General features: G+C 29.7%; 20 protein-coding genes. 2 read left to right on the plus strand and 18 right to left on the minus strand.

The window, feature by feature from the left end:
• Nucleotides 1–129 precede the first annotated feature (129 nt).
• The 8 genes from D1815_RS01870 to D1815_RS01905 all read right to left on the minus strand — a co-directional run bounded on the left by D1815_RS01870 (nucleotide 130) and on the right by D1815_RS01905 (nucleotide 7,559).
• Nucleotides 130–2,865 carry a M56 family metallopeptidase gene (locus D1815_RS01870; protein ID WP_118385706.1) on the minus strand — a complete coding sequence of 912 codons (2,736 nt, stop codon included), beginning with the start codon at nucleotides 2,863–2,865 and terminating at the stop codon, nucleotides 130–132.
• Nucleotides 2,865–3,224, minus strand: coding sequence for a BlaI/MecI/CopY family transcriptional regulator (locus tag D1815_RS01875; protein ID WP_027391870.1), 360 nt, complete (start codon nucleotides 3,222–3,224; stop codon nucleotides 2,865–2,867). Before D1815_RS01875 ends, D1815_RS01870 begins: the two co-directional genes overlap by 1 nt.
• A 151-nt stretch (nucleotides 3,225–3,375) precedes the next feature.
• Nucleotides 3,376–4,311 (minus strand): threonine/serine dehydratase, encoded by a 936-nt coding sequence (locus D1815_RS01880; RefSeq protein WP_118385707.1) that lies wholly within the window; start codon nucleotides 4,309–4,311, stop codon nucleotides 3,376–3,378.
• Between the two features lie 32 nt (nucleotides 4,312–4,343).
• Complete coding sequence (locus tag D1815_RS01885; protein WP_118385708.1) at nucleotides 4,344–4,985, minus strand: spermidine synthase; 642 nt, start codon at nucleotides 4,983–4,985, stop codon at nucleotides 4,344–4,346.
• Nucleotides 4,986–5,077: 92 nt separating this feature from the next.
• Nucleotides 5,078–5,476 carry a heme-binding protein gene (locus D1815_RS01890; protein ID WP_027391867.1) on the minus strand — a complete coding sequence of 133 codons (399 nt, stop codon included), beginning with the start codon at nucleotides 5,474–5,476 and terminating at the stop codon, nucleotides 5,078–5,080.
• A gap of 172 nt (nucleotides 5,477–5,648) precedes the next feature.
• On the minus strand, nucleotides 5,649–6,191 hold the full coding sequence (locus D1815_RS01895) for a DUF4287 domain-containing protein (RefSeq protein ID WP_118385709.1): 543 nt from the start codon (nucleotides 6,189–6,191) through the stop codon (nucleotides 5,649–5,651).
• A gap of 28 nt (nucleotides 6,192–6,219) precedes the next feature.
• Complete coding sequence (locus tag D1815_RS01900) at nucleotides 6,220–7,005, minus strand: anti-sigma factor (RefSeq protein ID WP_158594471.1); 786 nt, start codon at nucleotides 7,003–7,005, stop codon at nucleotides 6,220–6,222.
• Nucleotides 7,005–7,559, minus strand: a complete 555-nt coding sequence (locus D1815_RS01905; RefSeq protein WP_027391862.1) for an RNA polymerase sigma factor — start codon at nucleotides 7,557–7,559, stop codon at nucleotides 7,005–7,007. Before D1815_RS01905 ends, D1815_RS01900 begins: the two co-directional genes overlap by 1 nt.
• A gap of 121 nt (nucleotides 7,560–7,680) precedes the next feature.
• Between D1815_RS01905 and D1815_RS01910 the strand changes: the two genes are divergently transcribed.
• Nucleotides 7,681–8,199: a fasciclin domain-containing protein gene (locus D1815_RS01910; RefSeq protein WP_027391861.1), complete on the plus strand. Its 519-nt coding sequence runs from the start codon at nucleotides 7,681–7,683 to the stop codon at nucleotides 8,197–8,199.
• 41 nt (nucleotides 8,200–8,240) lie between these two features.
• Here D1815_RS01910 and D1815_RS01915 read toward each other — a convergent pair whose 3' ends face one another.
• From D1815_RS01915 to D1815_RS01935, 5 genes are all read right to left on the minus strand, one after another.
• Nucleotides 8,241–8,750 (minus strand): DUF2306 domain-containing protein, encoded by a 510-nt coding sequence (locus tag D1815_RS01915; RefSeq protein WP_051335973.1) that lies wholly within the window; start codon nucleotides 8,748–8,750, stop codon nucleotides 8,241–8,243.
• Between the two features lie 137 nt (nucleotides 8,751–8,887).
• Nucleotides 8,888–9,937, minus strand: a complete 1,050-nt coding sequence (locus tag D1815_RS01920) for a helix-turn-helix domain-containing protein (RefSeq protein ID WP_118385711.1) — start codon at nucleotides 9,935–9,937, stop codon at nucleotides 8,888–8,890.
• A 240-nt stretch (nucleotides 9,938–10,177) separates the two neighbouring features.
• Nucleotides 10,178–10,531: a hypothetical protein gene (locus tag D1815_RS01925; protein WP_027391859.1), complete on the minus strand. Its 354-nt coding sequence runs from the start codon at nucleotides 10,529–10,531 to the stop codon at nucleotides 10,178–10,180.
• Between the two features lie 28 nt (nucleotides 10,532–10,559).
• The gene (locus D1815_RS01930; protein WP_035084482.1) at nucleotides 10,560–11,030 is read right to left on the minus strand and encodes a YHS domain-containing (seleno)protein; all 471 of its coding nucleotides are present in this window, start codon (nucleotides 11,028–11,030) and stop codon (nucleotides 10,560–10,562) included.
• 34 nt (nucleotides 11,031–11,064) lie between these two features.
• A complete protein-coding gene (locus D1815_RS01935; RefSeq protein WP_118385712.1) occupies nucleotides 11,065–11,418 on the minus strand; it encodes a hypothetical protein in 354 nt (117 codons plus the stop codon).
• Nucleotides 11,419–11,663: 245 nt separating this feature from the next.
• Here D1815_RS01935 and D1815_RS01940 point away from each other — a divergent pair, with 245 nt between their 5' ends.
• Nucleotides 11,664–12,320, plus strand: coding sequence for a class I SAM-dependent methyltransferase (locus tag D1815_RS01940; protein ID WP_118385713.1), 657 nt, complete (start codon nucleotides 11,664–11,666; stop codon nucleotides 12,318–12,320).
• A 13-nt stretch (nucleotides 12,321–12,333) separates the two neighbouring features.
• Here the strand turns inward: D1815_RS01940 and D1815_RS01945 are convergent, their stop codons facing one another.
• The 5 genes from D1815_RS01945 to D1815_RS01965 all read right to left on the minus strand — a co-directional run bounded on the left by D1815_RS01945 (nucleotide 12,334) and on the right by D1815_RS01965 (nucleotide 15,659).
• On the minus strand, nucleotides 12,334–13,371 hold the full coding sequence (locus tag D1815_RS01945; RefSeq protein ID WP_118385714.1) for a hypothetical protein: 1,038 nt from the start codon (nucleotides 13,369–13,371) through the stop codon (nucleotides 12,334–12,336).
• A gap of 144 nt (nucleotides 13,372–13,515) precedes the next feature.
• Nucleotides 13,516–14,190 (minus strand): VOC family protein, encoded by a 675-nt coding sequence (locus tag D1815_RS01950; RefSeq protein ID WP_118385715.1) that lies wholly within the window; start codon nucleotides 14,188–14,190, stop codon nucleotides 13,516–13,518.
• A gap of 78 nt (nucleotides 14,191–14,268) precedes the next feature.
• A complete protein-coding gene (locus D1815_RS01955) occupies nucleotides 14,269–14,700 on the minus strand; it encodes a VOC family protein (protein WP_027391854.1) in 432 nt (143 codons plus the stop codon).
• Nucleotides 14,701–14,767: 67 nt separating this feature from the next.
• Nucleotides 14,768–15,304, minus strand: coding sequence for a GNAT family N-acetyltransferase (locus tag D1815_RS01960; RefSeq protein ID WP_027391853.1), 537 nt, complete (start codon nucleotides 15,302–15,304; stop codon nucleotides 14,768–14,770).
• 61 nt (nucleotides 15,305–15,365) lie between these two features.
• On the minus strand, nucleotides 15,366–15,659 hold the full coding sequence (locus tag D1815_RS01965) for a DUF1330 domain-containing protein (RefSeq protein WP_118385716.1): 294 nt from the start codon (nucleotides 15,657–15,659) through the stop codon (nucleotides 15,366–15,368).
• Nucleotides 15,660–15,665 lie beyond the last annotated feature (6 nt).

Here is a 15,665-nt window from a genome sequence, read left to right on the forward strand (position 1 = left end):
ATCTGATGATTTAGAATGTCTGCCTAATCGTTTAAGATTAATTAAAAATGCTGTTACAGACTATTAGTAACAGCATTTTCTATGATTGATGAATGTATAAATGATAGATTAGTTCTTGACAATATTCATTTAAAAATGAATTTTTATTCTGATTGCTTGATCAAGAGAGACATCATTGTCCTGTTCCTTTAATGATTTTACAAACTCTGGAGTTACTCCATGAATTCTTAAACTTTGCGCTTGATCAGCTGTGATATTCTTATAACCTATATCTTCAAATGTTTTTATAAACTCTGGAGTTACATTATGTATTTTGAAAGACATAATATCATCTAAAGGAAGATTACCAAACTTAGTTTTTTTAAATTCTTTAATATATTCAGGAGAAATATTGTGAATCTTTAAAGACATCAAATCGTCAATATCTAAATTACTATATCCAATATTTTTATACTCTTTAGCAACATCTGGCGATACATTATGTATTTTTAATGACATTGCTTCATCTATAGAAATATTCTGATATCCAGCTTTTTTAAAGGTATTAATGAATTCTGGAGTCACATTATGAATTTTTAAACCTACAACTTTATCTAAAGGAATGTTTTTATACCCTGCGGCGTGATATTTTTTTATAAACTCTGGAGTCACATTATGAATTTTAAGTGAAATGATATCATCTACGGAAGCGTTTTCATAACCAAGTGCCTTAAATTGTTTTATAAAGTCATTAGGGTTTTGTTTAATTTCTTGATATCCTTTTCCCGAACTACTTGTAGAAGAACTTGATTTTCCGTTTTGTTGAGCAGCTTTTGCTTGTTCAGGAGAAATTCCATGAATTTTTAATTTAATGGCTTCTTTTAAGGAAAGATTGGTTTGCCCTGCTTTTTTATAAGATTTTATAAGGTCTGGTGTTACATTATGTATTTTAAGATTTCTAGCTTCTTTTAATGTGATATTTGGATACCCCGATGTTTTAAAACTGCTTATAAATGCTGGTGTTACATTATGTATTTTTAGGTTTTTAGCCTCTTTTAGAGTAATGTTTTTGTATCCAACGTTTTTATAAGCTTGCACATATTGTGGAGTCACATTGTGGATCTTCAGGTTCTGTGCCTCCTTTGCTGAAATATTTGTGTATCCTTCTTTTTTAAAATCGGCAATAAAATCAGGAGATACATTATGAATCTTTAGTCTCATATAGTCATTTAATGACATCTTTTTATATCCATTGTCATTATAAGATTTAATAAAATCTGGAGATAGATTATGAATTTTAGCTTTCGTAATTTCTTTTAATGTAGCTTGTTGACCATTAACGTTGTTAATGAATTTTATATAGGCAACATCTACATCAAATAAGTTTAATTTACTTACCTCATTCATAGTATAATCTGTATATCCTAATTTGGATAATTCTTTTCTATACATTTTTAATTTTTCCAAAGAAAGTCCTTTGTGTATGATATCTTCAAAATCATCTTGATCTAGAGAAAGGTTTTCTTGTTTTAGATAAGCCAAATAAGCATTGTCAAAATCAGTAAGAAAACAATGTACAAGCTCTTCATTATCTACCTTAAATCCTTGTTTAGATAATGCGCTGCTAAAACTTGTATTGGGTGTAAAAGTATATTTTCCATCTCCAATCCCATTTTCGTATTGACCACTAAATACCATAGTTCCTGCATCTCGTGTAATTTCGAATTTTTGTTTGTTACCCGATGGGAAATCGGCAAAAAATGAAGGATCGTAACAACGCGTTATAGACCAATAACTTCTTTTTAGAGGTTCTGCATTTCTATACATAATACAGAGTTTACCGCCTCCTTCTTCTGCATCCCAGGCTCCTTTGGTAAAGTCATTTTTAAACTTGGACTCTTTAAAATGTTCATCACTTGGGGTTTCTAATTCATTAGAAATAGATTCGTCGATTGATGTGTTAATACTGACCGGATTAAATGATAATACGGTTACTGCCAGTAATGGAATAATGATTAGGTATTTCCATCCTGATTTTGCTGTTGATTTTTTGGAATTCATCATAATGATTCGTTTTTTGAGAAATGATTGATTGTAACTTGTTGCCAAACCTGTAGGCATATCTGGGGTTGATACTTTTAATAAATTCATTTGATATACTTCTTTATTCTCCCCTTTAATAAGCATACCGTGATCCGTAAGATATTCTAGATTATTGTCAATGGCCTTACGATATAACCAGGCAAATGGATTAAACCATTGTATAGTAACTAATAATTCTACTAATAACATATCTAAACTATGTTTTCCGGAAATATGTAATTGTTCATGTTTTAGTATTTGCAAATATGTATCTGGATTGTATTGATTTGGATTGATGAATATCCTATTCCAAAAAGAGTAAGGTGCATGATTAGTATCCGTTTCTACAATTTTGTATGCATCAACTTCGATAGTAGGAAACTTTATCATTCTGTATACTAATACAATCAATTGAATTAAAAAATTAACTCCAAACGCCATTACACCTAAAATATAGATATAGAGAATTATTGATTTCCAATCCAAAGAAATAATAGAAGGGTTTATTGATTCAGTAGCAGTAATGGTAGTTGTATTCTCAGAAAAGCTTACTGAGTCTTCATTGTTATAAACATTAGTTTCAACCAAGTTAGGTACCGGATTTTCGATAATTTCTTTCTGAAATAAGGCCGTTCTAAAAGATATATTTTCTGGTACCGAGATAAAAGGTATGGAAAATGAGATCACCATCAAGCTAAGTAATACTCCTCTGTTTAGGTGATAAAAAGTCTCTTTAGATAGGAATAATCTATATATCAAATATGACAAACCTATAAGTGCTGAACTGTAGATGATATACGCCATTATTTCTTGCTTTTAATGAGTTTAATAATTTCTTCTAACTCTTCAGTATTTATTTTTTCTTCTTTAGCAAAGAATTTAACCAATGCTAAAGGTGAGTTATCGAAGTAATTATTGACAACTTCTCCCAAAACATCTTTTTGATAATCATTTTTTGAAATTAAAGGATAGTATTGAAAACTATTACCAAATGCCTTATGACTAATAAAACCTTTCTCTTCTAAAATTTTCACGATAGTGGCAGTGGTATTATAATGAGGCTTCGGATCTGGTAGCTCTTCAATAATCTCTTTAATAAAAGCTTTCTTGAGTTTCCATAAACTCTGCATAATCTGTTCTTCTCGTTTAGCTAACTTTTGCATGATTTTCAATTTGATAGAACAAACATACTCCTAATAAATTAGTTTTACAACTAATCTATTAGTAGTTGAACTAATTTATTAGGAGTTTTGTTGCTGAGACCTTTACAGATAAGGGTTTTTTAGGCTTTGTTAAATAAGTATTAAAATGGTTTTAGAAAGGAAGATTACTAAGGTCTACATTTCCACCGGATAGAATAATTCCTATTTTTTGATGTTTAAAACGTTCTTTTTCTTTAAGTAAAGCTGCTAAAGGAACAGCGCAAGAAGGTTCTATTATGATTTTCATACGTTCCCAGATAAGACGCATAGCACTTATAATTTCTTCTTCATCGACCCGAATAATTTCCGAAACGTATTGTTGTATAATAGGAAAAGTAAGATTACCTAGAGGCATCTTAAGTCCATCAGCAGAAGTATTAGTTGTCTCATTAATTTCTAAAGTACCACTTTGTAATGCTCGGTATGCATCATCAACTTCAAAAGGTTCTCCACCAATTACTTTACAATTTTTTCCAAAAAAGTTTGCTGCTAATGACGTTCCTGCAATTAATCCACCACCACCAACAGGAGCAAATATATATGTTAAATCTGGGTAATCTTCTAATAATTCTAATGCAGCAGTCCCTTGTCCTAATATAACATTATGATCATTATATGGATGTAAAAATGTAGCTCCTTTTTCTTTTTGAATTTTACTTGCGGTTTCTTCTCTATCTTTATGGGTAGGAGGACATTCTATGATTTCTCCTCCATAATCCTTAACCGCGTCCTTTTTTACTTGTGGAGCATTAGATGGCATCACGATATAGGCTTTAACACCTAAAATTTGAGCGGATAGAGATAGTGCTTGTGCAAAATTACCGGAAGAATGAGTAACAACACCTTTTGATTTTTGTTCCTCTGATAATTTAAGAATAGCATGAGTAGCACCTCTCATTTTAAAAGCTCCCATTCTCTGAAAGTTTTCGCACTTAAAATAAAGATCCGCACCAGATATTTGGTTGATAAGTCTAGATGTCAATACGGGAGTTCTATGGATATAGGATGCTATCGTTTGAGCAGTAGTGCTAAGGCTTTTTGCATTCATGAAGGACGAAATAAATATCTCAAACGAAGATACTATTTTTTCCTACCTATAAGAAGGGTATTTGTTCCATAAACATTATCATGTAACTGAAATTCAATCTCTTTAGAGTATGTTCGTATTATTGATTGTATATCGGTATCATTTTCTAACTGGATTCCGGCGTTAAAAAGGATATTTCCTTTTGATTTCAACTGTTTTATGAGAGAACGCCAGAATTCAATTGTATAGAATTTGTCCGGTACTTCTAAATCAATAAAAATATCTATAACGATAAGGTCAAAAGAACTTTTACAATTTTTAATAAAATTAGCTGCATCGTCAGATATAATAGATAAATTATTACTTTGAATAATATCGAATTCATCTCCTGCTAGTTTGATTATAACTGGATCAATTTCTACAGCGGTAATATGTCCTCTATGATTATACTTCTTTTTTAATGTCTCTATGACACTTCCTCCCCCCATTCCTAACAACAGGATGTTTGCTTTACTATCAAAGTATATCTTAGATAAACCATAATCTAAAATACGCTGCAATGAACCGTAGGAATAATTAGCCATTTCACTATCCAAAACTTTTTTACCATTCATCCAGGTAATCTCCAATGTTCCGTTGATCTTAGATGAGATTTTTCGGGTAAGCGGCCAGATATAGCTAACTATTTTTTTCATATTTATACTATTAGTAATGCCTAAGAATGAAATTAGAAGGTGTAGATTATATAAGTTTTGTTTTTAGATAATCTACACCTTTTTATAAAAAATTATAGAGCTGAAGCTCCAGCTTCTGCTACCGCGTGATCATTTTCTACAGTACTACCGCTTACTCCGATTGCACCAATAATTTCATCTTTTTCGTTTTTTATAGGTATTCCACCGGGAAAGGTTATTAAACCTCCATTAGAATGTTCTATATTATATAAAGCGCCTCCTGGTTGTGATAACTCTCCAATAACACCTGTATTCATATCAAAAAATCGCGCTGTTTTAGCTTTTTTTAATGATATATCTAGAGATCCTAACCATGCGCCATCCATGCGTGCAAAAGCAACTAGATTTGCTCCAGCATCAACAACAGAAATATTCATTTTAGTGTTTAGCGCAATTGATTTTGCTTTTGCAGCATTAATTATTTTTTCTGCTTGATCTAATGTAATGTTCATTTAAATTTTATTTTATGAGTGTTCTAATTTGACAGCAATATCTTGATAAAACTGTCCTGAACATTTGAATTACCTCATAAATAAAATATAAAGTTTTATTGATGATTGTATACTATATGGTAATGTAGTGATAGATAGTTGTTTATATTAAATAACATTAAATGCTTGGTTGTTATTCAGCCTTTTTATAAGCTTCTTTTAGCCATTCTGTAAGTTCTGAGTCTATTTGATCTACAGTTGTTAATTGAACTCTATGAGTACACATTGTTCCAAAAGGACCAGAATTTAGTAATCGATCTGTTGTTGGTACGTCTTTTAATTTTAAACCAAGATCTATTCTTGTTTTAGTTGCTGGCTTAATAAGTGCGAATTGTTTTTTTCTGATAATACTCACACTTGTTTTTTTAGGAGTATTTATGACATCAGTACCAAAAGAATTAACTACAGCTAATAGTTTTTGATAGATTGGTAATAAAGTTTCTTTTCCTTTATACTGATTCGTAACTAAGTCATCCGGAGTTTCGTTTGATTCTTTAGATAGCGCAATAATGGTATTAGCAAAACCGTGTGTAACTCCATGTTCACCCTTCAAAAACTTCATAGCTTCTCCGTGTTTAGCGAAAGATTTTTCTTGTAGAATTTTTTTCCATTCATCTAATGATTTACCTGTTTTTTCAGGCATGTTACTTATCATGGTTTGTAGTGCTTTGTCCATAGGATACTAAAGTTTCAAAAATGGTTTATCATAAAATCACATTAGAAATAAGCTGTTCTACCGTAGGATGATCGTTTCCACCAGCTGGTTCAATAGTGATGTTTAATGATTCAGCATTTTCTATGTATTTCATTTTTATCATTTCAGCATCAGAAGAAATAACCCCCATATCTATCATTTCTCCATCTACATCCGCCCACATTTGATAAGTATTATTGTTCTTTAGCTTAGAAAGTCCTTGAGGGTTTAATATAACTTCTTTGTTTTGATGATTAACATAAGCAACAGCAGCAGAATTAGGTGATTTTTCATTTCCTTTTAAAACCAATTGAACTACATCGGGTTTATTAATCGCTCGATACCAATCATTCGTTTCCTTTAAATCTCCTTCTATATTTACCAATTTGGTTCGTAAATTATCTGTTTCTTGTTGTAAATTTACTATAGTCTGTTCTGTCTCTTTCCATTGATTATATAACCAACTAGAACTCAATAAAAATAGGGTAGCTAAACTTGCCGCAACTGCAAAATTATAAGATGTTCTTTTTGTTTTTTGTAATGGAATTACTTTTTCATCAGAATGTATAGTAGCTTTTTCTATCGTATTAAATAGTACTGTTTTTAAATGAGTGGGAGGGGAGATGGCATTTTCTAAAGCTATTTGCTCCATATCATCTTCCATTTTGCTAAAGTATTCTCGCAACTCATCATCCTCTTTTAGAATATTTTCTACTTCTATAGATTCCTTCTCCGAAAGCTCACCTAATAGATATTGTTCTAGTATTCCTGTATTTTTTATTGTATTCCTATCCATCATCTCATCAGTTCAATAATAATCCATACGATAATAAGTTCTTCTTTGTAAGATTCACGCAATTTCTTAAGAGCTTGTTTTATATACGATTTGAATGTTCCTAATGGTACATTCATCTCTTCATGAGCTTCTCTATGAGTGAGTCCATTAAAGTATACAAGTTCTAAAGCTTTTTGATGATGAGGTTCTAATTTCTTTAAAGAACCTACTATCCCTTTTGTATCTATTTCTTCTTCAGAAGTACTTCTATCTTTATATACACTTAAATCCTCATTTTGGATGAGGGTTTCTGTTTTTCTTAAAGAATTTAACGTAAGGTTCCTAGCTATTCGGTAGGACCATGTAAAAAACTTTCCTTTTTCTGAATCATAAGTAGTTGCTTTTTGCCAAATTTTCATAAATGTTTCTTGTAATAATTCTTGTGCTAAAGGTTCATTTTTACACATTCTTAAAATTACGCCATAAATCGCTCCAGAGTATAGATCATAGACCTTAGACAACGCTTTTGTGTCTTGATTCTGTAATCTTTTTATGAGCTCTAAATCGTCTTTCATTTATTATTGACTTCTTCAAATTTAAAAAAAATCTCATCCAAACTCATCCAAACGAAACAAACTTGTGTATATGATAATGAAAAGCGCGTTTAACATTGTTTAATTATTAAAAAATAAAATCATGAAAAAACTAATTTTTATTACCTCGACTCTTTTCTTATTCGTAGTATCTCAATCGATGTTTGCACAATCAAAAAAAGATATTGTAGATGTGGCAGCTTCGGTAGATGATTTCTCTACATTGGTTACAGCGGTAAAAGCAGCAGATTTAGTAGGAGCATTAAAAGGCGATGGCCCATTTACAGTGTTTGCTCCCACGAATGATGCTTTTGCAAAGATTGATTCTAAAACTTTAAATTCTTTATTAGAACCAGCTAATAAAGCAAAGTTAACTTCAATTCTTACATATCACGTAGTATCAGGTAAAATTGATGCTGGAGCTGTAGTAAAAGCATTGAAAAGTGGCGGTGGAAAAGCGGAACTAACTACTCTGAATGGTGCGAAATTAAAAGTTCTGAAAAAGGATGGAAAAATATGGCTAAAAGACCAAAATGGTAATTATAGCCAAATTGTAAAAACTGATGTAATGGCTTCTAACGGAGTGATTCATGTAATTGGTGATGTTGTAATGCCAAAATAAAAGTCATTGTATCATTTGTAAGCGCTGTAGAAATACAGCGTTTATTTTTTAGTTGTAGAATCTTCTATAAGACTCATCCAAGATTCTTTATATTTTCTAAAATAAATTGAACCTATTATACTAACTACTGCTGCAGCAATTCCTACTAATGAATAAAAAATAGGGATTATGTTGCTATTAACCTTTAGCATAAATGGTATTCTCGTAAGTACTTCGGCAAAAAATGCACAGTACAATCCTATCACACTCCAATACATAAAACTAAGATGTAGTTGTAAATAATTTGTTGGCTTTTTTATGAACATTGGTATAATTCCTAATAATAAAGTGATGCTGCTAATTACTGCGAACCAATGTAGTACACCAAATGTTCCATGTAATCGATATATCATAAAAGAAGTTGCCAGTAAAACGCTCATAGCAATGGTATAGATATAACCAATTCTCTTATGATTTTTGGTGCCTTTAGGTTTGATTAAAGCTAGAGTTCCAAATAATAATGAAATTATTGATGAGGCGAAATGAACAATACCTATAGCGCTTAAAAACATAATATATTAATTTATGCGAAAGCTACTGCGATACGTAGTATGAAAGTAATTATAATTACCGAATTGTTATATGTTTTGGCTGAATTGTTACAAATCGGATACATTTTGTAAACAGGATATTGGCTAGGATTTTTTATTTAAACATTTGATTTAAAATCCGTTGGTGAAATACCTAGATAATGTTTAAAAAACCGAGTAAAATGGTTAGGTTCTTCAAAACCTAAGGTTCTAGATATCTCAGAAATAGATTCCCCTTCAATGAGCATAAATTTTGCAGTATTGATAAGTTCTAATCTGATTAATTGGCCTAAAGTGATATTCATTTTAGATTTAACTTTACTAGAAAGCGCTTTAATAGATAGATTCATTTTATCAGCATAAAATTCTAGAGCTCTTTCTTGAGTATGATATTTTTGTAAAAGTTCTAGAATATTTTGGGTAAATGTATCTCGTTTTTCAAAATCGAAGTTTTCTCGAAACTGTTTAGGCGTTTGTCCAGTTGAATTTTTAAAAACACGATTAAAATAAGCATCATCCTTAAACCCTAAATCATAAGAGATTTCCTGAATATTCTTATCGGTAAAAGCAATTTGTTTTTGGCTTTCCTGTAATCTTTTAGAGCTAACTAAATTTTTAATTGACAATCCTACTTTATTTTTAATAAGTGCCTGGGCATTATATCCATTATCATTAATAAGATTTGCTAGATCGTTACTGGTTAAATTATTAGAATATTCTTCATCAATAATATCTTTAATATCAAAAATAATCTGATATTCTTCTTTGTTTGCTTTAAAAGGGTTTTGCCAGTACCATTGTTTTGAAGAAATATCTATAATATTAGAGGAATTATCTGTTAACGTTGATTCTGATAAAAAGTTATTACATTCGTCACATTCTAATAAATCAATATACCCTAAAGATATTAGATGTTTAAATAATACTCGAACTTCTGTATTATAGAATTTATCTTTGTTCGAGAATTCAATTCTTCTGATAGTGAAATTGTCCGATAGAAATTTGATGTATTGTCCTTTTTCTAAAAAAATGGCTTTTTCTTGCCAGTCAAAATAATTTTTAAAATCAACCTGAATACTTCCGTTACCCGATAAAATGTGGATTAACGTATGTTTTTCTATAAAGTATACTTTATTAAGTTCTGGTGAAAATTTTTCGACGTGATGCATTCAATTTACAATATACACTTTCTGGATCTTTTATAGTGGATCCCGCAAGATTAACAAGAAATTCATTATTCAAAAGCAAGATAATAAAAGTGTAAGAAGTTTTAGAATGAATCATTCAAGATATTAATGATAGCTTTTTTAATTATAATATATAAAAGCAATAACCGCTTAAATTAGGATTCAAACGGTTATTACTCATTAATGTTATTACTGTAATCTATTTGATCAAATATTTATATATCAGACAGATATTTCTGGTTTATGTAGGCTTACTACTATAAGAACCATTGCACCATTTATCCAATAGTAGTAAGCATCTATTCCTTGGAATGATAAAATAAAAGGAACGATAATAAATACAATTGCTACTAAAAAATCTACAATTAAATGAACTTTATATGGTACAATACGATATACTCCTAAACTATGATCTGTTAATAAGGTCAATATAAAAGCTGCAACCCCAGTTGCTACAGAAACATATAGCGCCATTGGATTGGAACTTCCTAAACCAAGTATATATGGTAGTAATATTAATATAATCGCAACAGGATAATCTAAAAATGCGTGTATTCTTTTGGTTACAAATTTCATGATTTTTAAATTTGAGGTGATGGAAAAATTAATTGTGAGTTTTACTTAGTTTACTCCAGTTTTTATCAGCGGTACTTTTTAATTTATTATGATTATTTTCAGCTAACCATAATTGTTTGGCATCTAGTTCTACGTTATTTAAGAATAGATAATACTTACTGTCTTTAACAATAAACTTTGTTGGATCAACTCTAAATTTTGCACCTGCATACGAACCGAATGCACAGAATCCTCCATATTGCGGCAGATATTTGGCAGGGTTGTTATCAAAAGCTTGTTTTTGATCTGATGAGGTGAAATAATAAATGATTTTTTGATGTTCTGATTTATATTGTTTATTTCCTCTCTGCGCTAAACCTAGATCTAGGTAAGATACTGGGCTATATCCTTGTAATGCTATATTGCTATTGTCTACGTTATTGGCTTTTTTATCTTGTGCAGATAAATTAGCGGTAAAAATTAGTGCGATTATTATTAATGATGATTTTATAAGTTTCATAATGTTTTTATTTAAATGTTATTATTGATGTTAATTATTCTGCGTTAAAATATGTTTCTTGAGTAACCTTTCCTTGGTCATTCCAAATTCGACGTATAATTTCGTGCCAGTATATTTTACTGCCATCTTTCATATCAAAATCAAAAGTGAATTCAGAAGCAGAAATATTTTTATCAACAATGGTATGATGATGTGTAATTCCATTAACCTTAGCTATAGCATTAGCAAAACCTTCCATTTTTTTTACCATTTCAGGTTTTCCATTTGTTCCATTATTACCGTAATCAGCAGTTACTGCATTATCTGCAAAAAAATCTTTTACAGCGTCAACAATAGCACCTTGTGCTACGATTGCATCCATTTTTTGTACTTGGTCTTTAATATTCATCTTTTTGTTTATTTAATGATTAATACAATGCAAAGATGAAGTAGAATGAAGGTTTTGATGCTACAAAAAAAAGACTACTAATTGTACTTTTTTGAAGCTGTCATTATAATAATGATCAAACAATTTAAGAGGTTGTTATACTTCATAATCTGTAAGTTTGTTTCGATATTATATTTTTATTTTTAGAAGAGAATCCCTTTAATAGTTTACAGGAGCAGTTTTTAAAGACGAATAGAAAAACAGATATGAATAAAAAGAAAACTCCTTGGCCAACAAAAGATGCAATGGCTCAGGTTTATGAAAAGAAACTTTGGGGAGGTACAGAATTTGATTTTTATTCTGGCGATGGATCTCATAACCCTAAGATTGTACTTCCTTATATAGATGCTATAATATCATTTCTAACGTCGTTTAAGACACCATTGATCGTATGTGATATTGGTTGTGGTGACTTTAATATAGGGAAGCAATTGTTTGAATACAGTAAGAAATATATTGCAATAGATATAGTAGAAGAACTAATAGCGTACAATAAAGAAAAATTTAAGCAACAAAATTTAGAGTTTCATTGTCTAGATGCTGCGGTCGATGATTTACCTTCTGCAGATTGTTTGATAGTACGGCAAGTATTACAACATTTGTCAAATAAGGAAGTAAAACAAGTAGTGAATAAGCTATATGATTTTAAGTATGTTATTCTTACAGAGCATATACCAAAAGGTATTTTTAATCCAAATACAGATGTGATTTCTGGGCAAGGAATCAGATTAAAAAAGCAAAGCGGAATAAATTTATTAGCACCACCTTTTAATTTTAAAATAAAAAAAGAAAAAGAGTTACTATCAATTAATACAGCAGATGGTAAAGGACTTATAAAAACAACAATTTATGAAGTTTTTTAGATCGTGTATTATATTATAAAGTTGCATCTAGTTTTAATCGATTAGAAACACTAATTATTCGATTTTTAAATTCATTTTTGTCATCAATATGTATTGCTAAATTTTTGTAAGTACGTTTAATTCCATAAAGCCCAATTAAGGTGTTTTCTTCTTTTAGTCTTATAATCATATTATGATTTTCTAACGCTCCTAAAAATGATAGTTTTCTGGTAATTTTGTATAATTCAATATCTTTTGATGAGATTTCTATGCTATCAATATTACATAACTCAATAATAGTCTCATTCATAATTCCATATCGAAGGAATAATTTATTATTTTCGATAGAAATAGGTCTTTTATACATCGATTTGATAAAACCAATAATCTGAATACCAGAATATATACTAAGAAAAGTTAAAATCCAAGCTGCAGCGAGATTCCATTTTGCAAGAAGAATATGAAATACAACTGTTTCTATCCCAATAATAACTATAAGAGCAATTAATAAAGATATTGTTCCACTGTTTTTATGATAAGAGAACTCATTTTTACTGAGGTTTCTTTTTTTCCAATAAATAAAACCATAATAAAAAACAGCAATTTCTGTGACTACAGGTATTACAGCGGCTTTAGGAAGTATCTCCCTACAAGTATCCTTTAGAACAGTAAAAAAGTCTACAGATCCATTTTTATTTACTTTATAACGCTTTATAAACCTAGTCAACTTGTATATCACATATGATACTATAGAAAGTTCTAAAACAGGAAATATCCAAGTCTTAAAAAGATCCAAATAATATTGATTGTTGGAAGGAATTATGATTGTGCAAACTACCATACCGATAATCACAAATGAAAGAATAGTAATTTTCGGAATGTTGGTTTTTCTAATTTGCAGAAAATATATAAAGGGAACGGTTAATAATAAATCAAATGTAATTGCAATAGATAAACTGTTGAAGTTTTTTGTAAATATGGACGATTTTGTTAGAAGTATCATAATAACAATAATCAATACAGGAATCCCTAAAATGGCTAGACTTTTCTGAAGGTTTAAAGTTCTATTCATGTGTTGTAATTTAATTACTAACAGTATGTAGAATTAGTAATTAAATATACACGTTTTTTGTTTGAATACTTAGCTAACAATAAGGTTAATAACTCAAAATATTGGGTCAATTAATAAAAGCTATATTAATTGATAGTTGTTTTTTTAGGAGTACTTTTTTATTTCTTCATTCTTATATTCTAGATAGAATGTTTGATCATTATTATTTATTGTAACACTAAATGGTTCTGGTTTAATTTTAATGGAAGTAGGAAACCAAAAATCTTTTAAGTTATAGTTTGGTAGTAAAAATAATCCTTCTTGCGAACCATTTGTTCCAAATCTTAGAGGATCACCTTTCCAAAATTTTGTTCCAAACTTTTCTTGAAGTTGATTATTCATTTTTTTTACATCACTTGTAGGCATTCCAATTTCATTTACACATAATACATCCGAAATTTTAAAATCAGAATCAATAGCGTTTTTCAGTTCATGTCTTACGATAAATTCAGCAATATTTCCACTAGCATCATAGAAGTAAAATGAATCAGCATTCCAGCTTTCAAATCTCTGGGTCTTTCTTCCTTCTTCTAAGTCTAAAATGGGAACCCTTTTTTCCATCCATTTTATTGCTTGATTTAGTTTGTTGGATGGGATTAAAAAACAATAATGGTACTTATAATCCTTTTCAGACTTTTCGAAAGTTAATTCACTCCATCCAATTTTTAATGTAAAGTGGTTTACTGTGCTTTCAAGTATTTCAAATCCTAAAGTATTTGAATAGAATTGTTTTTCTAAATCTAGTTTATTTGTATATAACTTTAATTTTTGAATTTTCATTTTTGGTCCATTTACTAATTACTTGTACTATTTTGGGTAAAAGACAAAAGTATATTAATCTTTATTAGTCACGGTTTTTTATTTGAATTTGGAATAGAATTCATTCTCATTGACAACAATGGTCGTCAATTCGACCTTATGTCCATCTGGGTCTTTTGTATAAATTGAATGAAAATAGTGATGATCCTGAATGTTGAAGTCTAAATTTAATTCTGTATATCGTTCTTTAGCTTTTTCAAAATTTTCTTTTGTAACATTAAAGGCAAAATGGTCAATTTTTACATTTTTAGAATTTAAATTAAGTTTAGAATCATCTAAATCAGCCGGAAACAATGCAATTCCAGATTTTCCGGAAAGCAGAAAAATGGGAAATTCACCCCATTCAGGTGGTTTGTATTCTTTTAATCCTAATACTTTTTGATACCATTCACTTGAGATTTTCAAATCTTTTACTCTAATGGCTACGTGATCTAAAAAATCGAGGGTTATTTCATTATTTTTTCTTACCATTTTTCAAGTCTATTACTTTCCAATTTTTTGCTAGTCTAAAAGGTCAACTATTATTAGATAGAATAGTTCATTCATTAGCTATTTTAGAATAAATATCTAAACTAATAAATGCTCCATTTTTAACTTCGCAGTCTTGCATTGTACCTTCTAAATTGAATTTAAGTTTTGCCAAAGCTTTTTTGCAATTTATGTTTTCGGTTTCTACAAAGCCCTCAATTCTATGTAATCCAATAGTATCAAATGCGTAATTAACAATAAGTGGCATTGTTTCGGTCATGAAACCTTTTCCCCAACTTTGTGGCAGTAACCAAAAACCAATTTCTGCTTTTCTATTTTCTTTACTCATATTATTTAATCCACCTGCACCTAGAAAACTTCCATCATCCTTTGAACAGACAGCCCACCAAATTCCGGTTTCATTTTCTTCCAGATCAGCAAACCAAGACATTTGTTCTCTTGTAGCCTCTAAACTATTATAACTAATGCCATAATATTTAATTATATCTGGGTGCGAAAGCCCTTTAAAAACGTTTTCTAAGTCCGAATCATTAAACTGTCTTAAGATTACTCTTTTAGATTCTAAAACCGGAAATTTTTTGTTCATTTTATAATTGAATTCTAAGGAATTAAATGTTAACTAAACGATAGATATAATATGAATAGATTTACTCACTAATATAAGCTTCTAGTTTGGAAAAAGCTTTTTCACGGTAAGGTAATAATTCTTTATATTCATCACTATCAAATACATCATGTAATGATTTCATATCTGGAAATTCCATTATAGAAACTAAACTGGGAGTGTAATCACCTATAAGAGGTTTAGAGACCTTAAATTTATTTACAGGCTTTGCATCTACTTTTTTATATAGAATTCCTACTTTTTCTAAGTAATGAGATAATGCCTCTTTGCCTTGTTGATTTATTGTAGCTACGATTGTTACATTAACTTTTTTCATATTTTT

Origin of the sequence: Aquimarina sp. AD1, from assembly GCF_003443695.1 — a bacterium.
Taxonomy (GTDB): Bacteria; Bacteroidota; Bacteroidia; order Flavobacteriales; family Flavobacteriaceae; genus Aquimarina; species Aquimarina latercula.